Source organism: Streptomyces californicus (genome assembly GCF_000717645.1).
GTDB classification, from domain to species: domain Bacteria; phylum Actinomycetota; class Actinomycetes; order Streptomycetales; family Streptomycetaceae; genus Streptomyces; species Streptomyces californicus.
On the sequence record NZ_JNZZ01000016.1, the window covers coordinates 401,391 to 423,088 of the forward strand.

At 73.9% G+C, this 21,698-nt stretch carries 18 protein-coding genes and 1 pseudogene; 12 read left to right on the forward strand and 7 right to left on the reverse strand.

The genetic code is table 11. The features are described 5' to 3' along the window. Positions 1–50: 50 nt before the first annotated feature. The 4 genes from IF19_RS0122200 to IF19_RS0122215 all read right to left on the reverse strand — a co-directional run bounded on the left by IF19_RS0122200 (position 51) and on the right by IF19_RS0122215 (position 3,486). Entirely contained in the window at positions 51–650 is a 600-nt protein-coding gene (locus IF19_RS0122200; protein WP_030116677.1) for a carbonic anhydrase, read from the reverse strand. 379 nt (positions 651–1,029) lie between these two features. Beyond that, positions 1,030–1,689 (reverse strand): response regulator transcription factor, encoded by a 660-nt coding sequence (locus IF19_RS0122205; RefSeq protein WP_030116676.1) that lies wholly within the window; start codon positions 1,687–1,689, stop codon positions 1,030–1,032. Continuing rightward, a complete protein-coding gene (locus tag IF19_RS0122210; RefSeq protein WP_030189762.1) occupies positions 1,619–3,118 on the reverse strand; it encodes a sensor histidine kinase in 1,500 nt (499 codons plus the stop codon). Before IF19_RS0122210 ends, IF19_RS0122205 begins: the two co-directional genes overlap by 71 nt. After that, positions 3,118–3,486: a hypothetical protein gene (locus tag IF19_RS0122215; RefSeq protein ID WP_136975144.1), complete on the reverse strand. Its 369-nt coding sequence runs from the start codon at positions 3,484–3,486 to the stop codon at positions 3,118–3,120. Before IF19_RS0122215 ends, IF19_RS0122210 begins: the two co-directional genes overlap by 1 nt. 484 nt (positions 3,487–3,970) lie before the next feature. Here IF19_RS0122215 and IF19_RS1000000137770 point away from each other — a divergent pair, with 484 nt between their 5' ends. The 6 genes from IF19_RS1000000137770 to IF19_RS0122245 all read left to right on the forward strand — a co-directional run bounded on the left by IF19_RS1000000137770 (position 3,971) and on the right by IF19_RS0122245 (position 10,395). After that, positions 3,971–4,126 (forward strand): hypothetical protein, encoded by a 156-nt coding sequence (locus IF19_RS1000000137770; protein ID WP_167345049.1) that lies wholly within the window; start codon positions 3,971–3,973, stop codon positions 4,124–4,126. A gap of 133 nt (positions 4,127–4,259) precedes the next feature. Then, complete coding sequence (locus IF19_RS0122225) at positions 4,260–5,498, forward strand: phenylacetate--CoA ligase family protein (RefSeq protein ID WP_030116672.1); 1,239 nt, start codon at positions 4,260–4,262, stop codon at positions 5,496–5,498. 34 nt (positions 5,499–5,532) lie between these two features. Further along, positions 5,533–6,048: a glycine-rich domain-containing protein gene (locus IF19_RS0122230; RefSeq protein ID WP_030116671.1), complete on the forward strand. Its 516-nt coding sequence runs from the start codon at positions 5,533–5,535 to the stop codon at positions 6,046–6,048. 562 nt (positions 6,049–6,610) lie between these two features. Further along, entirely contained in the window at positions 6,611–7,084 is a 474-nt protein-coding gene (locus tag IF19_RS0122235; protein ID WP_030189756.1) for a DUF6643 family protein, read from the forward strand. A 136-nt stretch (positions 7,085–7,220) separates the two neighbouring features. Next, positions 7,221–7,814: an Rv1733c family protein gene (locus IF19_RS0122240; protein ID WP_030337203.1), complete on the forward strand. Its 594-nt coding sequence runs from the start codon at positions 7,221–7,223 to the stop codon at positions 7,812–7,814. 151 nt (positions 7,815–7,965) lie between these two features. After that, positions 7,966–10,395 (forward strand): right-handed parallel beta-helix repeat-containing protein, encoded by a 2,430-nt coding sequence (locus tag IF19_RS0122245; protein WP_030189754.1) that lies wholly within the window; start codon positions 7,966–7,968, stop codon positions 10,393–10,395. Here IF19_RS0122245 and IF19_RS0122250 read toward each other — a convergent pair. Further along, entirely contained in the window at positions 10,362–12,812 is a 2,451-nt protein-coding gene (locus tag IF19_RS0122250) for a membrane protein (RefSeq protein ID WP_030276787.1), read from the reverse strand. The two genes, IF19_RS0122245 and IF19_RS0122250, sit on opposite strands and share 34 nt — an antisense overlap. A gap of 270 nt (positions 12,813–13,082) precedes the next feature. On the opposite strand from IF19_RS0122250, the gene IF19_RS0122255 reads away from it, so the two are divergent. From IF19_RS0122255 to IF19_RS0122275, 5 genes are all read left to right on the forward strand, one after another. Continuing rightward, on the forward strand, positions 13,083–13,952 hold the full coding sequence (locus IF19_RS0122255; RefSeq protein ID WP_030116665.1) for a DeoR/GlpR family DNA-binding transcription regulator: 870 nt from the start codon (positions 13,083–13,085) through the stop codon (positions 13,950–13,952). Positions 13,953–14,169: 217 nt separating this feature from the next. Further along, entirely contained in the window at positions 14,170–14,619 is a 450-nt protein-coding gene (locus IF19_RS0122260) for an SRPBCC family protein (RefSeq protein WP_030116664.1), read from the forward strand. Between the two features lie 210 nt (positions 14,620–14,829). After that, on the forward strand, positions 14,830–16,851 hold the full coding sequence (locus IF19_RS0122265) for a hypothetical protein (RefSeq protein WP_030116663.1): 2,022 nt from the start codon (positions 14,830–14,832) through the stop codon (positions 16,849–16,851). A 213-nt stretch (positions 16,852–17,064) separates the two neighbouring features. After that, positions 17,065–18,657, forward strand: coding sequence for an SDR family oxidoreductase (locus IF19_RS0122270; protein ID WP_030116662.1), 1,593 nt, complete (start codon positions 17,065–17,067; stop codon positions 18,655–18,657). Positions 18,658–18,716: 59 nt separating this feature from the next. Beyond that, the gene (locus IF19_RS0122275) at positions 18,717–19,196 is read left to right on the forward strand and encodes an SRPBCC family protein (RefSeq protein ID WP_030116661.1); all 480 of its coding nucleotides are present in this window, start codon (positions 18,717–18,719) and stop codon (positions 19,194–19,196) included. A 27-nt stretch (positions 19,197–19,223) separates the two neighbouring features. Here the strand turns inward: IF19_RS0122275 and IF19_RS1000000138940 are convergent. Beyond that, positions 19,224–19,445 (reverse strand): annotated as a pseudogene (locus tag IF19_RS1000000138940) (IS5/IS1182 family transposase); the annotation flags it as partial. Between the two features lie 224 nt (positions 19,446–19,669). Between IF19_RS1000000138940 and IF19_RS0122280 the strand changes: the two are divergent. After that, positions 19,670–20,299 (forward strand): class I SAM-dependent methyltransferase, encoded by a 630-nt coding sequence (locus IF19_RS0122280; protein ID WP_030116660.1) that lies wholly within the window; start codon positions 19,670–19,672, stop codon positions 20,297–20,299. Positions 20,300–20,429: 130 nt separating this feature from the next. On the opposite strand, the gene cds1 is transcribed toward IF19_RS0122280, so the two are convergent. Further along, entirely contained in the window at positions 20,430–21,563 is a 1,134-nt protein-coding gene (gene cds1, locus IF19_RS0122285) for an L-cysteine desulfhydrase Cds1 (protein ID WP_030276789.1), read from the reverse strand. Between the last annotated feature and the right edge of the window lie 135 nt (positions 21,564–21,698).

Below are 21,698 nucleotides of genomic sequence, written 5' to 3' on the forward strand. Positions count from 1 at the left end.
ACAGCGGGCGGCGGCGGGGGCGGACCGCGGCGCTCACCCTCGGGTCGCTGTCACAGGGAGGAGAAGGTTCCGGTGGAGATCCGGTGGCTCCGTACGGCGCCGGTGTGGACCTCGTAGTACCAGGCGTGCAGTCCGAGGCGCCCCTCGCGCACCGCCCGGTCCACGCACGGGTAGGCGCGCAGCGTGTCCAGTTGCGCCACCGCGTGCCGCTGTACGGGCTGTTCGCAGTCGGGGCCGAAGCCCTCGGGGTCCTGGAAGCCGCCCGCGGGGGCCGAGCGGCCGAGCCAGCCGCGTACCGCGGGCAGCGTCCGCAGGTCCTCGCCCCGGGCCAGGGCGCCGACCGCGCCGCAGTGGGAGTGTCCGCAGAGGATGATGTCGGACACCTCCAGCACGCAGACCGCGTACTCGACGGTCGCCATCTCGCTCGTGGGCGCGTCCGGGTCGTAGGGCGGGACGATGTTCCCCGCCGTGCGCATCTCGAAGAGCTCTCCGGGCTCCGCGCCGGTCAGCAGGGCCGGGACCACCCGGGAGTCGGAGCAGGTGATGAACATGGTGGACGGCCGTTGGCCGGCCTCGAACTCCCTCAGGTCACGGCCCGATTCACCGCAGCGGGCGGGGAAGGTGCGGGCGTGGTCGATGAGTCGTCGCACAGGGGTGTCCTCCCTACGGAAGTGGTGTGGATCGTCACGGGCGGCCTCCGGCACCTGCCGACCGGGCCCGCGCGGTACGCGGTGGTCGGGTGCGGGTCTCCCGCGCGGGGCGGCCGGGGGGTTCGCCTCCGTGTCCGCTGCCGGGCGCGGCGGCGCTCCCGTGCCGGGCGGGGCGGCGGCGGCTGCCCCGCCCGGCTCACGGGTCTCGTCGCGTCGGCGCCCCGTACCGAGGAGTCTGCGGGCCGGCCATGAGGTGGCGGTGAGACGGCGGTGAGACTGCTCTCATCCGAGCGGCCCGGGTCTCGTCGGTGCGGCGCGTGCGAGCGGCGCCCCGGGGTGGGGCGCGGGCCGGCCCCTCGGCCCGGCGGCGGAGCGCGGGTCAGACGCGCAGCCGGTAGCCCACGCCCCGTACGGTCTGGACCCGGTCGGCTCCGATCTTGCGCCGCAGGTACCGGATGTAGACGTCGACGATGTTCGAGCCGGGGTCGTAGTCGAACCCCCAGACCTGGCTCAGCAGTTGCTCCCGGGACAGGACCCGGTCGGGGTTGCGCATGAGGATCTCGGCGAGGGCGAACTCGCGGGCCGACAGGTCGGTGACGCGTTCGCCGGCCCTGACCCGGCGGGTCCGGAGGTCGAGGAGCAGATCGCCCACCCGCAGCAGGAAGTTCTCCGGCGGCTCCTCGCGGCGCAGGCGCAGCCGTACGCGGGCCAGCAGTTCGTCGAAGGCGAACGGCTTGACCATGTAGTCGTCGGCGCCGCTCTCCAGGCCCGCCACGACGTCGCTCACGCTGTCGCGCGCGGTGAGGATGACGACGGGCAGGGCGACACGCGCCTTCCGCAGCTTGCGCAGTACGGTCAGCCCGTCGTCCCCGGGGAGGCCGAGGTCGAGTATGAGGAGGTCGAAGTCGCGGCCCCGGGCCTGCTCGTAGGCGGCGACGCCGTCGGCGACGACCCGGGTGACGTATCCGCTACGGCGCAGGCCTTTTTCGACGAAGGCAGCGATTCTTGCCTCGTCCTCGGCTATCAGGATCCTGCTCACTGAGGGTTCCTTCGGTCGTGGGGTGCAGGGCGGGGAGGTCGATGACGAATCTCGCGCCGCCCCCGGAAGCCTCCTCTACGCGCGCCGTGCCGTCGTGCGCCTGGGCGATCTCGCGGACCAGCGCCAGTCCGAGGCCGATGCCGGTGTCGGCCCTGCCGGGGACCGCCGTGCCCGCCTGGTAGAAGCACTGGAAAATCCGTTCGCGGTCCTCCGGGGCCACGCCGGGCCCGGTGTCCGCCACCCACAGCAGGACCCGGCCGCGCTCCAGGCGCGACCCGATCTCGATGGCGTCCCCTTCTCCGGTGTGGCCGACCGCGTTGGCGGCGAGCTGCATCAGGGCCTGGGTGACCCGTTGTTCGTCGAGGTGCACGCTGACGTCGGCGACCTCGGCCACCGCCCAGCGTCTGCGGCCCAGCGCCTGCGCCTTGGCCGCCACGTCGACCACCAGGTCGGTCAGGCCGGCCCGGCCCAGGGTGAGGAAGTCGGGGCGCTCGGCGCGGGCCAGGAGCAGCAGGTCGTCCACGATCCGCCGCATGCGGTCCAGTTCGTCGACGAGCAGGGCGCGGGTGTGCCGGTGCCTGCTGTCGGGGTCCTCGTCCATCAGCTCCAGATGCCCGCGCAGGACCGTGATGGGGGTCCGCAGTTCGTGCGCCACCTCGTCCAGGAACCGGCGCTGCGCGATGAAGGCCCCGGAGAGACGGTCAAGCATGTGGTTGAACGTTTCGGCCAGGGCCGCCACGTCGTCGCTCCCCCGCACCGGCAGCCGCTGGCTCAGGTCCGTCTCGCTGATCCGCTCGGCCGTCTGCCGGACGAGCCGGATCGGGGCCAGGACGCGGCCCGCGACCAGCCAGCTCGCCAGCCCCGCGACCACCAGGGCGAAGCACCCGGAGGCCAGCAGCAGCCGCGCCATGTGGCGTTCCTGCCGCAGCTCCCGGTCCCGGAAGGACAGCAGGACGAGCCGGGTGTCGGCGTGGTCGCCCGCCATCTGCACCGGGACGACGCCGTAACGGACCCGGCCCGCCGGGGAGTCCAGCCACCGGACCCGGGTGTCGGCCGTGCGTGCCATCAGGGCCACGACCTCCGGGTCCCGGTCCAGCCGGGCCGGGGCGGGGCCCGGGCTGCGCCGGTCCGCCCGCCCGTCGACGACGCTGAAGAAGGCCGCGTTGTGCTCGGGGCGGTGGACGGCCATGAACGCGGTCAGCAGCGCGGCGCCGGAGGTGAACCGTTCACCGGTGTACGGGTCGCGGGAGGTGCGGGCGAACGCGCGTAGCTTGTCGGCCTCGGACAGGAGCCGGGCATCGACCTCGCGGTCCAGTTCCGCCTGCCAGACGATCGTGATGCCGAAGGTGGGCACGGCCAGGGCCGCGCCGAGCAGCAGAAGCATCCAGCCCACGATCCGGGAGCGCGCGCTGGCGGTGCGCCGGATCATCAGTCGTCCCACTCGTCGTCCGTGTCTTCCCGGCCGTGTGACGCGCCCTCGTCCTCGTCGCCCTCGGCGCCCCGATCGTCGTCCGGTCCGCCCCGGGGAGGGCGTGACGCCTTCTCGTCGTCGGTGACGCGTGACGCGTCCCGCCCGTCGGTGCGGGCGGCAGTCCGGGAGCCGTGCTTCCCGTCGTCGGCGACGGCGGGGGGCGGCGGGGGCGGTACGGGCCGGCCGCCCGAACAGGTGCGGGAGGGACCGGGCGCGACGGCGGGCGGCGTCGCCGCGGGGCGGCCGGGGCCGGTCGGCGGGGCCGCCGAGGGCGTCGGACCGTGCGGGACGGGCACGACCACGACGGGCCCCATCGAGGGGGGCACGCTCTGTCCGGGCCATAACCAGAGGGCCAGTAACGCCACAGCCCCCGCGCCGCATCCCGTCAGAACCGATCCCACCCCTCGCCACACCATCGGGCCATTCTCCCTGCGCGCGGCCCTGGTGACGGGTTCGAGGAGAGCATTCTCATCTTCGAGGCCGGCGGCTTCTCCCGCCGCTCGTGACGGCGCTGTCGCGAGGGTGGCGGAAGACCCTCCGCGCCACCCGGCCCACCCGCGCCCATCAGGGACTTCACGGCCGGCGCGAGAGAGCCCGCGGGTCGTGCCGCGCACCCGTCGCACCCCGGGAAACCCGCGCCGGAATCGCGGCGGATCCCCCCGGCCACAAGCCGCTTCCCCCGATACGGCATTACCGTTCATTGACAGTCGCTCAAGGGCGCTTTTACATTCGGCGAGCGGGTCGAGAGGTGATTGATTCACCGTCGGCCCATCGCCCGGAGTACCTTCCGCACTGTCATCGGAGGACCCCATGGAACAGCTCATCAAGAAGATGTCCGAGGACGGCGTCTGGCAGAATTGGCTCGCCGCCAACTCGGCCCGGCAGTCCCCGAAGAACGGCTGTATCAGCGCCGCTCCCAAGAGCGGATGCATCAGCGCGGCGCCGAAGGCCGGCTGCATTTCCTGACCGGCCGCGGGGCGCCCGGGATCAGGTCCGTCGGAGATCGCTCCCCCCACCGCGGACCGCTCCCGGGCGCCCCGTTCCGGATCTCCCCGTCCCCTGTGTCTTCAGCCGATCGAAACATGAGAGGGAATTCATCATGGTCCGGCCGACCGACGAGGTCATCGACCATATTCGCGACATACCGATCTATCAGGAGTCCTTGGCGAACGGCTGTTTCCCCGTACTGGACAAGACGGAGATCGCCCGCGGGTTCCCCGACAACTGGATGACGCCCCGGCTGGCGGCGGCGCTGCGGAACGGCGAGGCGGAGTTCGTCCTGTCGACCGGCACCAACCACGCCCGCATGCGGATCATCCGGCCGCCGTACTTCCTGCTCCGCTCGTACTACGCGTTGTGGCGCGACCACCCCGACATCGGCCGGACCTGGGAGTCGGGCTGCCCCCGTCTCTCCCTGACCACGGTCCTCGCCACGGAGCACGTGGCGCGGGTCAACGCCGCCCGGCGCGGCGCCGAGCCGGGGCGTCCGCCCACCCCGGCCGACCGCCGGCTGGACGAACGCACCTCCTATCTGAACCTCCGCCTGGACCCGGCGCGCTGGACCCGCGAGGACGTGCTGCGGATGCTCGGCGAGATCGACCTTGCCCGCTCCGCGCATCCGCGCGGCGAATACCATCTCGACTGCTCCGGCTACCACTTGGCGCATCTGGTGCGGAAGGTCGAGGCATGGGGCCTGGAGAACGCGTTCCCGGAGCCCGCCAGCATCGTCCACGCCTACGAGTACACCCCGGTGAACGTGCGGCGGTTCCTGCACCGGCGCTTCGCGTGCCCGGTCATCGACCTGTACGGCAGTACGGAGTTGGGCTACCTCTTCTACAGCGACCGGGAGGGCAGGTACTGGCCCCACCTCGACCGGATGAGCGTGGAACTGCTGCCGGCGGCCCCCGGGGGCGCCATCCACCAGTTGATCGTCACCAGCGTGCGCAATCCCCACATGCCACTCGTCCGCTACCGGACCGGCGATTGCGTACGCACGCTCGACGGCACACCGGACCCCGGGAAGATCGTCCAATTCTGCGGCCGTCTCAAGGAATTGCTCACGACACCGGACGGCCCCGTCGCACAGGGCGACCTCGACCGGCATATCGCGGCCGCCACCCCGCGGATCTTTCTGCACCAACTCCGCCTCCACGGCGATACGGAGGCGACCCTGCTCTACACGACGTTCACCGGCGAGCCTCTCGGGGCCGCCGAGACGGAGTCGCTGCGGCGGAGCACCGGTGAACTGACCGGACGGAACTGCCGGATCGAGCACCGCGCCCGCATTCCGATCGGTCCTTCCGGCAAGTACGCCTGGCTCACCGCCGACCGCGCCTGACGCCCCGCCCCACCACCCGAGCACGAGGAGTGCCATGAACGGCGCACGGACCCTTTCCGCCGACGACCTCACCCTGATCCTCGGAAAGGGTCTCCACGCCGAGGTGGTACGGCATTTTCAGGACAAGGCGCCCGGCGCGCCGCCCGCGTTCGTGGAGCGTCAGGTCACGGAATGCCTGCGGTACCTCTATCTCGTCTCCCGGTACCCGGAGCGGCTCGGCGGCCTTTTCCTGCCGGTCGAACAGGACATCGACGAGATCTGGCATTTCCTCATCCTGCAGACACGTGAATACCGAGCGCTGTGCGAGGAGCGGCTGCCCGGGCGGTTCTTCATCCATCACCGCAGCATCGCCTACGAGGACTACCAGGAAGGCCCGGGACGCGAACAGGTACTGGAGGAGGCATTGCGTTGGATTCCCCTCTACTGCCGGGAATTCGGCCCGTTCGACGCCGGAGCTCTGCCGCACTGGACCATGGTGAGATTCCTCCACGAGCGGATGCTCATCTCACTCGCGGACATCGCGGACCTCAAACCCGTGCCCGCGGTCTGAGCGGAATCCCTCTCGCCCGCACGCGTAAACGGGAGCGCACCGCTTCCGAGGTCCGGCCGGTCATCGGCGCTCACGGCGCCGCGCCGAAGGACGCGACGGGAGCCCGCCGAACCGGCGCGGCCGGCAGCGGAGTTCCCGGCGGCGCGCACGGCACCCCCGGAGCGGTGACGGCCGCGGCCTGCGGAAGCGCGTACGCTCCTTCGCGACGCCGCCGTCGGCGCTCGCCCCGGCCGTCCGATCCCGCCCGACCCACCGCTTCCCCGGCGCCGAGCACCCGGGGAGGACGGCGCCTTTCGCTCCGCGGACGATCTCCGCGCGGCCGATCCGGGCCGCCTCGCCCTTTGGGCGAACACCATTCGACTCTCACCAACCGCGTCCGAGCCGTTACCGGTCAAGGCCGGGAGCGCGGGCGAAGGGAGCCGTCCGTCGACGGAAAGACCCCTGCCGTCAACGAAAGCTTTAACCGCGTTCCGGCAGCCCAGGAGCACAGAACCAGCGTAAATCGGATAACCCGACGATTGGGACTCCCCATCCAGCACATCGTGGGCTTAACTTAGGTGGCATGACGTCCCCCCGCTCCACCTTCGGCGGCGGCTACTACGCCGCGTCGTTCCCCGACACTCCGATCTACGACTCCTTGGTCGCGGAGCGGGGAACCCCTCAGATCGCCCCCATCCGCGTCCCGGCCGCGTACGACACGGGCAACAGCTATCTGCCGGCCCTGCCGTCGGCGCTGCCCGCCCTGCCCGCGGCGCCGCAGCAGTCCGGCTCCTACGGCTACCCGCAGCAGCAGCCGATGCCGCAGTACCAGCAGGCTCCCGCGCCGGCGCAGCCCGCCCAACTCCAGCACGCGCCCGCGCCGTACATCCCGCAGCAGCCCTCTGCGGTCCGCGGCTACCCGCAGCAGGCCCAGCCGCAGCGGCCCGCGCCCGCCACCGGGTACGAGGCCATGCGACCGGCCTCGCCGCGGCCCGTACCGGCGCAGTCGCCCTACGAGGACCCGTACAACCGGCCGTACCAGAGCCGGGGATACTGAACCTCGCATCAGTCGTGCGGCACGGTGCGCCGGGGGACGCACCGGGCATCGGGCGCGCCCGGGAGACGGGCGCGCCGACGGCCACCGGCCGCACACCGGCCCCCGCCCGGCAGGAAGTCGACGGAGGGGGCTCGGGGTGCGTGTGCTGTGGGAGACGCTGCTGGGACGGCGCGGCCCGCTGCGCCATGCCCCTGACCGGCACGAGGCGTGGGTGGCGCTCGGGGCGCTGCTGCTCCTCGTGACCGGCGCCCCGGTCGCGGGGTGGGCGGGCGGCGCGGTCGCCGACGCCGCTCTCCGGCGAGCGGTGCACGCCCAGCACGCGGAGCGCCACGCGGTCGAGGCGGTCGTGGTCGGGCCGACGCGGTTCGCCGGTGATCCAGAGGGCGGCCGGCAGTCCCCGCGCGCCCGGGTGACGGTGTCCTGGCCGGCTCCGGACGGCACCACGCGCACCGGGGAGGTGGCCGTCGCCTCGCGGCCCGGCCCCCCGGGGTCCCGGCTGCGGATCTGGACCGACGCGGCGGGCCTGCCGGTTGCTCCGCCGATGGACGGCCACACCGCCCGGACCCACGCGTTGCTGGGCGGCGTCGGCTCCTTCCTGGTCGCCGCCGCAGGCGTCGAGGCGGGCCGACGGCTGGTCGTCAGACGCCTGGTGCGGCTGCGCCACGCACGGCTCGACCGGGAGTGGGCCGCGACGGCTCCGCACTGGGGCAGGACCGGAACGGGCGGCTGACCGCCACCGCCCCGCCCCGGTGCGTGTCCGGCGGGGCCGACCCGTCAACTCCCTCCCCTCGCGCGCGCTACGGTGGTCCGACCCCGTCCGCCTCCCGGCGACGGACGGGCCCGAGGCATCGCACAGCACGAGGTGGGGGCACAGCAACGCCATGGCACAGGGCACGGTCCAGGTGACGCACACCGGCACATCGCGATGGCGCCGCCGCACGGGCGAGTACGCCTCCCTCTCCGCGGCCCTGGAGGCGGCGGCCGACGGAGACATCCTCACCGTCGCGCCCGGAACGTACCGGGAGAACCTCGTGGTCCACCGCGCGGTGACGCTGCGCGGCCCCGACGGGCCGGTCGGTTCCGTCCGGATCGCCCCGGCCGACGGCGTACCGCTGACCGTGCGCGCCTCCGCGATCGTCCAGGACCTCCACATCGAGGGCCAGGACGCGGCGGCCCCGGCGCTGCTGGTCGAGGACGGCACGGCGGAACTGCGTGACCTGCGGATCGTGACGCGGTCCGCCGCGGGCATCGAGGTGCGCGGCGCGGCCCGCCCCACCGTGAGGCGGTGCACGGTCGACAACCCGGCCGGCGTCGGCATCGCCGTACTGGACGGCGCGGGCGGTGTGTTCGAGGAGTGCGAGATCGTCTCGGCGGGCCAGTCGGGCGTCTCGGTCCGCGACGGCGGCCACCCGCGTCTGGACCGCTGCCGGATCCACCACGCCTCCGGAGCCGGCATCGGCGTCACCGGCGAGGGCAGCGGCCTGGAGGCGTTCGGCTGCGAGGTGTACGAGATCAAGGGCAGCGGCGTCCAGGTCACCGCCCGTGCCTCGGCGCACCTGACCGACTGCACGGTGCACCGCACGTCGGCGGACGGCGTCACGCTGGACACCGACGCGGTGCTGACGCTCGCCGACTGCGACATCCACGACATTCCGGAGAACGCGGTCGATCTGCGGTCCCGCTCGGTCCTCACCCTGACCCGCTCCACGGTCCGCCGGTTCGGCCGCAACGGCCTCTCCGTCTGGGATCCCGGGACCCGGGTCGACGCCAACCAGTGCGAGATACACGACAGTACGGGCGACTACCCGGCGGTCTGGGTCAGCGACGGGGCGACGGTGATACTGGACGCCTGCCGGGTGCACGACGTACCGGACGCGCTCTTCGTCCTGGACCGGGGCTCGCGCGCCGACGTCGTCGACAGCGACCTCTCCCAGATCCGCAACACCGCCGTCTCGGTGAGCGACGGGGCCACCGCCCAGCTCGACGACTGCCGGATCAGGGAGGCGTCCACGGGCGCCTGGTTCCGCGACCACGGCAGCGGCGGCACGCTGAGCAACTGCACGATCGACGCGGCGCAGACGGGGGTCATCGTCACCAAGGGCGCCGACCCCGCCATCGAGCGCTGCACGGTCACCTCACCGGCCGAGGCGGGGTTCTACGTCTCGGCCGAGGGCCGCGGCACCTTCGACGGCTGCCGGGTGACCGGCAGCGAGGGCTACGGCTTCCACGTCATGGACGGCTGCCGCACCACCCTGACCCGCTGCCGTACGGAGCGGTGCGCGCGGGGCGGGTACGAGTTCCCCGAGGGCGACGGCGCTTCGGGGACCGGTCCCGTGGTCGAGGACTGCACGAGCGACGAGAGCGCGCTGCGCACGGCACCGGCCCCGGCGCCCCCGGTGCTGACGGCCACGCAGGCCGCGCCCGGACTGCTGGGAGCCCTGCCCGGTCAGCGCCCGGCCGAGCCCGTCCCGGAGCCGCCCGCCCCGGCGAAGCCGGCCCGGGACTCCTCGGCGGTCCTCGGCGAACTGGACGCGCTGGTGGGCCTGGAGAGCGTCAAGCGCGAGGTGCGGGCGCTGACCGACATGATCGAGGTGGGCCGCCGCCGCCAGGAGGCCGGGCTCAAGGCCGCCTCCGTCCGCCGCCACCTCGTCTTCACCGGATCCCCCGGCACGGGCAAGACGACGGTCGCCCGGCTGTACGGGGAGATCCTGGCCTCGCTCGGCGTGCTGGAACGGGGTCATCTGGTCGAGGTCTCGCGGGTGGACCTGGTCGGGGAGCACATCGGGTCGACGGCGATCCGGACGCAGGAGGCGTTCGACCGGGCGCGCGGCGGGGTGCTGTTCGTCGACGAGGCGTACGCCCTCTCCCCCGAGGACTCCGGCCGGGACTTCGGACGGGAGGCCATCGACACGCTGGTGAAGCTGATGGAGGACCACCGGGACGCGGTGGTCGTGATCGTCGCGGGCTACACCCTGGAGATGGAGCGCTTCCTCACCGTCAACCCCGGGGTGGCCTCGCGGTTCTCCCGGACCATCACCTTCGGCGACTACCTCCCCGAGGAGCTGCTGCGGATCGTCGGGCAGCAGGCCGACGAGCACGAGTACAGCCTGGCGGAGGGCACCGGGGAGGCGCTGCTGAAGTACTTCACCGAGCTTCCCAAGGGCCCCGCCTTCGGCAACGGCCGCACCGCCCGCCAGACGTTCGAGTCGATGGTGGAGCGGCACGCGGGCCGGGTCGCCCAGCTCGCCGAGACGAGTACGGACGACCTGACCCTGCTCTACCCCGAGGACCTCCCCGAACTGTCCTCGTGAAGCCCGGCCCCGGCCTGCCGGGGCAGCCTGGGCCCCAGCGCGTCGAGGAGGTCGGCCCGCGCCTCGGCGAAGGCGGGGTCGGCCTGGTAGTCGGAGTGGCCGAGGATCGGTTCGGGCAGCGGGAGCCTCGTGGTCCGCCCGTAGGCCTGCGGGTCCTTCAGCGGGCCCCGGTCGACACCCGGGTCGGGGTCGGCGCAGATCCGGACGGGGCCGCCGATCGGATCGGTCGCCCGCCACAGGTTGCGCCAGCAGCGCACCGACCGGTGCAGCCCCAGCAGCGGTTCGGGGCCGAAGTAGGCCGGGAACCACCGTCCGTACAGCCGCTCCAGGGGCGATCCGTAGGTGAGCAGGGCGATCCGGCGGCGGGTGGCGTCGGGGAGTTGCCACACGGCGGACGCGGCGAGGACGCTGCCCTGTGAGTGGCCCGAGATGACCAGCCGGCCCCGAGGGGTGGTCGCCGTCCAGGCCGACATCCGGGACGCGAGGTCGGGGACGGCGCGTTCGGCGTAGCACGGGGGCGCGAAGGGGTGGGCGGCGCGCGGCCAGAAGGTGCCCACGTCCCAGAGGATGCCGATGGTGCGGCGGGCCGAGGCGTCCTTGTAGGCACGGCGGCCCCCGGCGACGAACAGTATGAAGCCGAGGCCGATCAGCCAGGAGCCGGTCGACTGGGCCGCGTCGGCGAGCGATTCGAGGAGCGGCCCCCTCCCGTCCGCCGCCCGGCCCGGTACCTCGTCGCTGACCCAGGCTCCGGCCACCGCCCCCGCTCCGAGCAGCAGGGTGGCGGCGGAGACCACGCCGACGATCCAGGGCGCGGAGTCGGTGAGGGCGGCGGTCGCGCGGATCCGGGCGATACGGCGGGTACGGCCCTCGTCCGGCTGCTCGGGGGCGTACTCCGCCTCGATCACCGGCCCGAGGCGACGGGCACGGCGCGCGGTGCGGACGACCAGGAACACGACCGGCACGAGCAGGAGGATCAGGAGCACCGGGATGACGGACGCCTGCCAGCTGAGCACGACCGGCGGCCCGGGAATGTCGGTGTCGTGGCCCATGCCCGGGGTGCCGGGCCCGTCGAGCCAGTCGGCGACGCGCTGGGCCACGCCTCCGGTCATCACGCCGCCGAGCGCGCAGGCGAGCATGGCGACGACGGGGCCGCCGAGCCCGCGCAGGACGGTACGGGGGTCGGGGGCACGCAGGTAGAGGCCCCGGGCGACGACGGCGAGCGCGACGACGAGGATGCCCTGGCCGAGGGAGAGCAGCCGGAAGGCGGCCTCGCCGGGCAGAGTGCCGGCGGACTGCCAGTCGGGGCGCGACCAGGCGGCGTGCACGACGGCGAGGGCGAGCAGGGCCAGCGCGGAGCCGGGCAGATAGGTGATCAGCGCGCCGTCCAGCCGGGTGTCGCGGGTCCGTTCGCTGCGGCCCCGGCGGCAGACGACCGCGACGGTGATCAGGGCGCACCCGGCGATGCCGCCCTCGACGGCCGTGCCCAGGAACGCCGCGACCGGCCCTCCCTCGCCCCGGTCGTACCGCGCGGCGGCGCCGACGACGGCCGCGGCGACGGTCAGGAAGCCGGCGGCCGTGTGGGCGGCGCGGAGCCGGGCGACCAGTCGTCGCCCGTACCAGAAGCCCGGCCTGCCGAGTGCGGGACGGACCGGTACGGTCGGACGCGGGCAGCCCTCGGCGTCCGGTTCGGGCGCGCCGGGGCCGTGGGCCTCCTCCATCCCGAAGGGGTCTCCGGTGTCGAAGTCCTGCCCGTCCAGCGGGCGTTGGGACTCGTACGCGCTCCAGGTCCGGTTGGAGAGATACCACAGCAGTCCCACCAGGGCGGCGGGCACGGCCGCCGCGAGGGCGAGGCGGCGGCCCGGCTGGGACCACCAGCCGCCCTGATGGGCTGACAGGAAGCCGAGCCAGGAACGCCGTACGGCGCAGGCGTCAAGGCCCGCGCACTGCCAGGCCACCAGGTCCAGGGCGACCTCGCAGGCGGCCGCCGTGAGCAGCACGGTGAGGCTGAGCGCGAGGAGCCGCACCAGGACGCCGTACAGCCGGACCGCGCGGGTGCGGCCGACGGCGGAGGGGCGCATCCAGTGGGCGAGGTTGACCACCATGAACGGCAGGAGCAGCAGCCACAGCGCGCGGGAGCCGTTGCCGGAGGTGAGGCCGGACCAGCAGTACGCCTCGGCCACGGGCTCGTCCCGGTAGCGCTCGGGGTGCTTCTCCCCGTCGACGTCCTCGGTACGGCGGTACACGGCGGCGGTCGCGTCCCCGGTGACCCGGACCGTACGGGGGTCGTCCAGCATCTCCTGCGGGGTGGTGCCGCCGACGCCGTGGACGAGCAGCTCCAGCGCGGTCCCGGTGTGCCGCGCGGAGGGGGAGGACGGCGAGGGCGGGGAGGGGATCGGGGGCGGGGCGGCAGATGCCAAGGGACGGGCTCTCTCTCGGGCGCGCCGGCCTCGGCGGCCGGCGGGGACGTGCGCGGGTGCCGGTGGTGCGGGCTCCGGGGGGGGTGCCGTGGGCTCCGGGCCGGGGCGGCCCACCGGTGTCCGGGCCCAGGATTCCGGGCGCGGGGCGGGTGCGTGAGCGGTCTCACGGAATCTCCCCAGGTGACACGTCGGACATGCGTGCGTGGCAGGATGAGCGTGTCGCGCAGACCGCTGCGGACCGTACGGCTGAGGGAAGGACCGGGCCCGGCGTTGAGCGAGAATCAGAACCTGCTCGCGGAGCAGCGCCGTGCGCTGATCCTCGACGAGGTGCGCAGGCGCGGCGGGGTCCGGGTCAACGAGCTGACCCGCAAGCTGAACGTCTCCGACATGACGATCCGCCGGGACCTGGACGCGCTGGCCCGTCAGGGCCTCATCGAGAAGGTCCACGGCGGGGCGGTCCCGGTCGTCGAGGCGAGTACGCACGAGCCGGGGTTCGAGGCGAAGTCGGCACTGGAGCCGAGCGCCAAGGAGGAGATCGCGCGGGCGGCGGCCGCCCTGGCGGCTCCGGGCAGCGCCATCGCGCTCTCCGGCGGGACGACGACCTACGCGCTGGCCCGGCACCTGCTGGACGTGCCGGATCTGACGGTGGTGACCAACTCGGTGCGGGTGGCCGACGTGTTCCACGACGCGCGGCACACGGCCGGGGGCGGGGGCGCGCGGCCCGGGGCCGCGACGGTGGTCCTGACGGGCGGGGTGCGCACACCGTCGGACTCGCTGGTCGGCCCGGTCGCCGACCGGGCCATCGGCTCGCTCCACTTCGACGTGCTCTTCCTCGGTGTGCACGGGATCTCGGCCGAGGCAGGGCTCTCGACGCCCAACCTCGCGGAGGCGGAGACCAACCGGCGTCTCGTGCGGGCGGCGCGCCGGATCGTGGTGGTCGCCGATCACACCAAGTGGGGCACGGTGGGCCTGAGTTCCTTCGCCGCGCTGGACGAGGTCGACACGTTCGTCACGGACGCGGGGCTGGCTCCGGAGCTGCGCGCGGAGATCGGTGAGCACCTGCCGGGGCTGCTGGTGGCGGGCGACGCCCCGGGGGATCCGGTCGAACCCGCCGACGCCCCGCCCTCCCCCGGAGCCTGACCGCACGGCCACGGTCTCGGCCCGGTCGGACGGGTCGGCCCGCCACGGTCGGGTGCACCGGGCCCGGCGGGTCCGCCCGACACGGCTCGGCCCGGCGGGTCCGCCCGACACGGCTGGTTCGCTCGGCCGGGCTGGTCCGCCCGACATGGCTGGTCCGCTCGGCACGGCGGATTCGCTCGGCCCGGCGGGCGTGCCGAGCACCCCCTAGGATCGCCGTGTGGCCGTCTTCCGGATCGAGCGCTTCTCCCCCCTCCCCGCAGCCGAGGCATGGCGCCGGGTGACCGACTGGGAACGGCACGCCGCGCAGGTGCCGTTGACCACGATCTCGGTCCCGACCGGGCTGCCCTCGCGGCTCGGCACGGTCTTCGTGGCCCGTACGGGGCTGGGCCCGCTGGCGTTCGACGATCCGATGGAAGTGGTGCGGTGGACGCCGCCCGCCGGGGGCCGGGCCGGGGCCTGCCTGCTGGAGAAGCGGGGCTCCGTGGTGCTGGGCCGGGCCTCGATCGACGTGCTGCCCACGGGTTCCGGTTCCCATGTGGTCTGGGTCGAGGAGCTGCGGGTGCGGCTGGTGCCCCGGTTCGGCGATCCGCTGCTCGCCTCGGCCGGACGGCGGATGTTCGGGAAGGTCCTCGACGCCCTGCTCGCCTCGCCCGGCGCGGACGCGTAGGCAGCGGACCGGAGCCCGGCGCGGGCGCGTGAGGACGGGCGCGTCCCGGCCCCGGCGCGGACGCGTGGGCAGCGGGACCGCGAGCCGGGCGCGTGAGCGGCGGGCGCGAGGAGGCGTACGCGCGCCGTGCACGCCGGTGGTGTGACCGTCACACGATTGACTCGTTTGCCGGTAGGACACCTCGCCACGGCCCCGGAAGGCACCCCGCTCATGCCGATCGTCCCACCACAGCAACGGCCCGACGTACGCCGCGACCGCACCGACGTGCGGCGGGCCGAGGCCGCCCTCGTGGAGCACTACCCCCACCTGGTGCGCCTCGCCTACGTGGTGCTGCCGCCGGGGCTCGGCCGTCACCGCCGTGTGCTGGCCGCCCACGCCGTCGTGCAGCGCGCGCTGCCGGCTGTCGGCGGCGGTGCGCCGACGGCGCGTGTGCCCGCCCAGTCCCGCCGGAGCAGCCCCACCGGCGAAGCGACCGGTACCGACAGCGGCACCGGTACCGACACCGGTACCGCGTACGGATGGATGCGGCTGCGGGTGCTGCGGACGGCGCTGGCGTACGAGCGGCGGCCCCGCTGGTGGCCCGGACGGCTTCCGGCACCGGCGGCGCTGCGTCCGACCGTGCCGGTGGTGTGGGGGCTGCGGCTCTTCCCCCGGGCGGGCGGCGTCGACGAACTGGCCCTGGACCGGGCGCTGTCCCGGGTCGACGGGGCGGCCCGGGCCGCGTTCGCCCTGCAGGTGCTGGAGGGGCTCGACGCGTCGGCGGTCCGCGATCTGCTCGCGCGGGCGGCGGTGGACGACCCGGCCGACGCGGTACGGCGGGCGGCCGGACTGGGGAGCCCGGACCGGGACGGGGCGCGGGCGATGCTCGGCTCCGGCGAGTTCGACCCGTGCACGGTCCAGACGCGCCCGAGCGACCTGCTGCGGCGCAGGCAGCGGGTGCGCGCGGCGGCGGTCGCGGCGGCGCTGTGCGTACTGGCGGGCGGCCTTGCGGTCGCCGTCGAGGAGAGCACGCGGGCGACGGGCGCGGACCGGAGTCCGGCGGGTGCCCTGGCTCCGGTGCTCGACCCGGCGAAGCTGCTGCGGACGGCGGCCGAGCAGTGGGCGGACACCTCGCGCGTCGACTTCACCGCCTGGCCGGCCCGGGGCGGGCGTACGAGCGATACGGAGTTGCTCGGCCGGGCGCTGCGGGCCTGGGCGGAGCCCCCGGGTTCGGTGCGGGTCTCCGCCACGCCGGGTACGGGCACCGTGCCGCCCGTCGAGCCGCCCCGGCTGCTGTTCGCGGGCGAGGTGGACGGCGCGGCCGTCGTGCTGTTCCACGACAGCGCGGACCGGGTGGTGCGGTACGCGGAGCCGCTGTCCGGGACCGGCGGGGCGGCGCTCGACTTCGCCCGGACCGACGACGCGGACGTGACGACGGGCGGGGCGGTCGTCATCGGCCGTACGGGCGACGGCGCGCGGTTCCTCCTCGCCCCCTGGATCGCCGAGTCCACCACCCGGGACCTGCTAGCGCCCGACACGCCGGGCCGGCCGCTGGCGGTGGGGCGTGACGGGGTCACGGCGGCGGTGCCCCGGCCCGCCCTGGGCGGTGCGTGCGACGCCTGGCCGGTGCTCCAACTGCGGTCCTCGGAAAGGATCGTGGAGAAGCACGCGTTCCTGGTGACGGATCTGGGCGATCTGGCCCCCGTCCATCTGACGTACACGCCGAAGCCCGGGCGGGGCGCCCCGGCCCGGCAGCCGCGCGAGGCGACGGGTCCCGAGGCGCTGCTCGCCTGGGCGCGTACGGCGTGCTCGCTGCGGACCCTGTCGGCCGCCGGGGTGCGGTCGGTGAACAACTGGGCCTTCGCCGAGCAGAAGCTGCCCGAGGGCGGGGGCCCGGCGGACTGGCTGTGCACCCGGGCCGAGACGTGGCGGGGTCCGGGCCGGGCCCTGGTGCAGTTCCTCCCGGCCGCCGCCTCGCCCACGGAACCGGCCACGGTCGTCGCGGACCGCGGGGACACGGCCCTGTGCGGCCGGTTCGGGCAGCACGTCCTGGCGGGCACCCATTGGAAGGCGCCCTCGGGCCGGTGGTACGTGCTGGCCGCCGGGAGCCGGGCGGTGACCCGTATCGAGGCGAAGGGCGCGGTACGCGGCGCGGCGGACGGAACGGCCTTCGCCGTGCGGGCGCCCCGGGACGCCGAGGTGGAGCTGACGGCGGCGGTGCGCGGCGGAGGCACGCTTCCGGCGGTGTACTGACCGTGCGGGGCCGGCATGCGGGGGCTGCCGTACGGGGGGCGTCGCACCACCCGGCGCTGCCGACCCGCCCGGGGCCGCACGGGTTCGCCCCGCCGCGGCGGGCCGTCGCGCCGCTCCGGACCGCACCGGAGGGCGTCCGGCCCCGGGAAGCCGACGCGGCCGTACGGAGTGCCCGACCGGTCGTACGCGCCGACCGGTGCCAGACTCGGACATATGACGGATCGTGACGACGGCTCTGACGACAACTCCGGCCACCTGAAACTTCCCGACGCCCCCGTGCGCCCCGACGGTTCGGCTCCGCGCTGCCTGGTGACCGGGGCGACCGGCTACATCGGCGGGCGGCTGGTGCCCGCCCTGCTCGACGCCGGCTACCGGGTGCGCGCCCTGGCGAGAACTCCGCAGAAGCTGCGCGACTACCCCTGGGCCGACCGGGTCGAGGTGGTGCGCGGCGATGTCACGGACGCCGATTCGCTGGCCGAGGCGATGCGGGACGTCGACGTGGCGTACTACCTGGTGCACGCGCTCGGTTCCGGTGCGGACTTCGAGGAGACCGACCGCCGGGCCGCCCGGAACTTCGGCGAACGGGCGCGGGCGGCCGGAGTGAGCCGGATCGTGTACCTGGGCGGGCTGACCCCGTCCGGGGTGCCCGAGCGCGACCTGTCACCGCATCTGCGCTCCCGGGCCGAGGTGGGGCACCTCCTGCTGGACTCCGGGGTGCCGACGGCGGTGCTGCGCGCCGCGATCGTGATCGGCTCGGGTTCCGCCTCCTTCGAGATGCTCCGGTACCTCACCGAGCGGCTGCCGCTGATGGTCACCCCGAGCTGGGTGCGGACCCGTATCCAGCCGGTGGCGGTACGGGACGTCATCCGGTACCTCGTGGGGTGCGCCTCGCTGCCGGCCGAGGTGAACCGGGCCTTCGACATCGGCGGTCCGGACGTCATGACGTACCGGGACATGATGCAGCGCTACGCCCGGGTGGCGGGGCTGCGGCGCCGGCTGATCCTGCCGGTGCCGGTGCTCACCCCGACGCTCTCCAGCCGCTGGGTCGGCCTGGTCACCCCGGTGCCCAGCTCCATCGCCCGGCCGCTCACCGAGTCGCTGCGCCACGAGGTCGTCTGCCGGGAGCACGACATCAAGGAGTACGTCCCCGACCCGCCGGACGGGACCATCGGCTTCGACCGGGCGCTGCGCCTTGCGCTGAAGCGGATCCAGGAGGCGCGGGTCGACACCCGCTGGTCCAACGCCTCGGTGCCGGGCGCGCCGAGCGACCCGCTGCCCACCGACCCGAACTGGGCGGGCGGCAGCCTCTACCGCGACGAGCGGGAGCTGGTCGTGCCGGTCGGCCCGGAGGCGCTGTGGCGGGTGATCGAGGGCATCGGCGGGGAGAACGGCTGGTACTCCTTCCCGCTGGCCTGGGCGGTGCGCGGCTGGCTGGACCGGCTCGTCGGCGGGGTGGGGCTGCGGCGCGGCCGGCGGGACGCCCAGCACCTGCGCGTCGGCGACTCGCTGGACTTCTGGCGGGTGGAGGAGATCATCCCGGGCGAACTGCTGCGGCTGCGGGCCGAGATGCGGGTGCCGGGGCTGGCCTGGCTGGAGCTGTCGGTACGGCGCGACGACCGCGGCCGCACGGTGTACGGGCAGCGCGCCCTGTACCACCCGCGCGGGCTGCCCGGCCACGCCTACTGGTGGAGCGTGTGGCCCTTCCACTCGGTGGTGTTCGGCGGGATGGCACGCAACATCGCCAAGGCGGCCGAAGAGGAGGAGAGGCGGCGCGCGGCGATGGCCGACAGTGGTACAGACAACTGACGGTCCGACCGCTATCGTGTGCCCGGCCCGCACGCCGCAGACCGCCGGAGGTGTACGCGATGACCCGCCGACTCCGTACCGTGGAAAGGGAGTTCGCCGAGTCCGCGCCAATGCGGCTGGTGTTCGCCGCCGAGGTCGCCGCACCGCCGGATGTGGTCTACCGCGCCCTCGCCGACGAGGTCGAGTCCTGGCCGTCCTGGTTCACCGCCGTCGTCCGGGCCACGCCCACGGACGGGGGCGCGGGCCGGGAGGTGCGGCTGCGGGGCGGAATCGTGGTCCGCGAGACGATCATGGCCGCCGAGCCGGGCGCCTGTTACGCCTACCGGGCGGACGCCTCCAACGCCCCGGGGCTGCGGGCCCTGCTGGAGGAGTGGCGGCTCACCCCGGAGGGGTCCGGGACCCGGGTGCGGTGGACCTTCGCAGCCGACGGTACGGGGCCGTTCCGTCTGGCGCTGAGCCTGGGGCGGGCGGGGGTGGGCCGGTCCTTCCGGGACGCCGTGCGCCGCCTGGACGCACGACTGGCGGCCCGGACCCCCTAAGGGCTGTCCGACAAATGACGACCCCGTGGGCTCGCGGAGCCAGAGGATCAAGGAAGCCCGGTCAACTCCGGCACGGTAGCGGTCGCCGGGCTTGTCGAACCGGGTCGCGATCGCGCGGAACTGCTGGAGGCGGGCGAAGCATCGTTCGACGACGTCGCGGTCACGGTAGGTGACCTTGTCCAAGGCCGACGGACGGCCGCCGAGGGCTCCGCGCCGGTGGCGGTTCGCCGCCTGGTCGCTGGGGGGCGGACGGCACCTGGGCACGGTTGCTGGAGCACACTCGGGTCCGCGATGACGCGGTGGGGTCCGCAGCCGCCACAGCCCCCGTCGACCACCTGCCGGTGATCACACCACGGACGGCCGCGTCCGTCCGCCTGCGGCAACAGGGGCCGCATTCGCCCCCATGCCGCATCCGTCAACCCATCTCGACCTGCCACGAGAGCAGTTATCAGACCGGCTATAGAGTCCTGCCCGTGGCACATCACCAGGACGAGATCAGGACGGCCTACGACGGCGTCGTCGAGCTGTACGCGTCGCTGTTCGCAGACCGGCTGGAGACACAGCCCTTCTCCCGGGCCATGATCGGCACCTTCGCCGAACTGGTGCGCGCGACAGGCAACCTGCGGGCAGCGGACGTCGGGTGCGGGCCCGGACACCTGACAGCCATGCTGCACGAACTGGGCCTGGACGTCTTCGGACTCGACCTCGCCCCCGGCATGGTCGACCACGCCCAGCGGGCCCATCCGGCGCTGCGCTTCCAAGAGGCGCGGATGGAATCCCTCCCGATCGAGGACGGCGCGCTCGGCGGCGTTCTGGCCCACTACTCGATGATCCACACCCCTCCGGGTGAGCTGCCGGAGCTGCTCGCCAAACAGGTACGCGTTCTGGCGCCGGATGGCCTGCTCCTGGTCTCCTTCTTCGGGACCGACGGACAAGAACCGGTCCGGTTCGACCACAAAGTGGCGCCCGCCTACAGCTGGCCGGTGGATCGCCTCGCCGAACTGCTGGGCGCTGCCGGGCTCGATCCCTTCGCCCGGCTGCTCCACGATCCGGCCTCTGATCGGGGTTTCCTCGACGCCCATCTGCTGGCCCGACGCTCGTAGGGCCTGCCGGGCAATACCCGCCGGATGTCGGCGCATACTCGGACTGCCAGATCGACGGACGCTCGCTGATCCACCGGGAATTGCGGGACACCCCTCAGGCGGGTCCGGCGGATTCTGACCGGCCCGCCGGTCAGCAGGGCCAGGTTCCGGTGGTGAGGAACGTGTCGATGGCGGCGGTGTACGGGGCGATGTCGAGGCCCTGCTCCTCCAGCCAGGAGTCGGAGTAGTACTTGTCCAGGTAGCGGTCGCCGGGGTCGCACAGCAGGGTGACGACGCTGCCCCGCTCGCCCTGCTCGACCATCTCGGCGATCAGCTTGAACGCGCTCCACAGGCCGGTGCCCGTGGAACCGCCCGCCTTGCGGCCGATGGCCCGTTCCAGAGCGCGGACGGCGGCGACGCTGGCGGCGTCGGGGACCTTCATCATGCGGTCGATGGCGCCGGGCACGAAGCTGGGCTCCATACGCGGGCGGCCGATGCCCTCGATGCGCGAGCCCCGGTCGCTGGCGGCGAGCGGGTCGTGGTTGGTCCAGCCGTCGAAGAAGCAGGAGTTCTCGGGGTCGGGCACACAGACGCGGGTGTCGTGCTGGAGGTAGTGCACGTAGCGGGCGATGGTCGCGGAGGTGCCGCCGGTCCCGGCGGTGGCGACGATCCAGGCGGGCTCCGGGAAGCGCTCCAGGCGCAGTTGCTGGTAGATCGACTCCGCGATGTTGTTGTTGCCGCGCCAGTCGGTGGCCCGCTCGGCGTAGGTGAACTGGTCCATGTAGTGGCCGCCGGTCTCGGCGGCGAGCGCGGCCGACTGCTCGTACATCGTGCGGGAGTCGTCCACGAAGTGGCACTGTCCACCGTGGAACTCGATCAGGCGGCACTTCTCGGGGCTGGTGGTGCGCGGCATCACGGCGATGAACGGGATGCCGATCAGCTTCGCGAAGTACGCCTCCGACACGGCGGTCGAGCCGCTGGACGCCTCGATGACCGGCTTGCCCGGGCGGATCCAGCCGTTGCAGAGCCCGTACAGGAAGAGCGAGCGGGCGAGGCGGTGCTTCAGGCTCCCGGTGGGGTGCGTCGACTCGTCCTTGAGGTAGAGGTCGATGCCCCACTGCTCGGGCAGCGGGAAGCGCAGGAGATGGGTGTCGGCGGAGCGGTTGGCGTCGGCCTGGACCTTGCGGACGGCCTCCTTCAGCCAGGCCCGGTACTCCGGGTCGCTGCGGTCGACGTCGACGGTGGCCCTGGCTCCGTGCCCGGCCGCGCTTTCCGTGGTGTCCATGGGCCCGCTCCTGTCGGTCGTACCGCTCGGTGCTCGATCGGTGGTCCTGCCTCAACGATAGGCCCCCCACCTGCACAAACGGTCACTTGGAGGGTCCATAGCCCTGCCTTTGGGGACGGCGCCCGGGGGCTGCTG

Excerpts from the sequence above, each read along its gene's own strand:
- IF19_RS0122210 (WP_030189762.1), bottom strand. The coding sequence starts at position 3,118 with ATGATCCGGCGCACCGCCAGCGCGCGCTCCCGGATCGTGGGCTGGATG.
- IF19_RS1000000137770 (WP_167345049.1), top strand. The coding sequence starts at position 3,971 with ATGGAACAGCTCATCAAGAAGATGTCCGAGGACGGCGTCTGGCAGAAT.
- IF19_RS0122225 (WP_030116672.1), top strand. The coding sequence starts at position 4,260 with ATGGTCCGGCCGACCGACGAGGTCATCGACCATATTCGCGACATACCG.
- IF19_RS0122230 (WP_030116671.1), top strand. The coding sequence starts at position 5,533 with ATGAACGGCGCACGGACCCTTTCCGCCGACGACCTCACCCTGATCCTC.
- IF19_RS0122235 (WP_030189756.1), top strand. The coding sequence starts at position 6,611 with ATGACGTCCCCCCGCTCCACCTTCGGCGGCGGCTACTACGCCGCGTCG.
- IF19_RS0122245 (WP_030189754.1), top strand. The coding sequence starts at position 7,966 with ATGGCACAGGGCACGGTCCAGGTGACGCACACCGGCACATCGCGATGG.
- IF19_RS0122265 (WP_030116663.1), top strand. The coding sequence starts at position 14,830 with ATGCCGATCGTCCCACCACAGCAACGGCCCGACGTACGCCGCGACCGC.
- IF19_RS0122270 (WP_030116662.1), top strand. The coding sequence starts at position 17,065 with ATGACGGATCGTGACGACGGCTCTGACGACAACTCCGGCCACCTGAAA.
- IF19_RS0122275 (WP_030116661.1), top strand. The coding sequence starts at position 18,717 with ATGACCCGCCGACTCCGTACCGTGGAAAGGGAGTTCGCCGAGTCCGCG.
- cds1 (WP_030276789.1), bottom strand. The coding sequence starts at position 21,563 with ATGGACACCACGGAAAGCGCGGCCGGGCACGGAGCCAGGGCCACCGTC.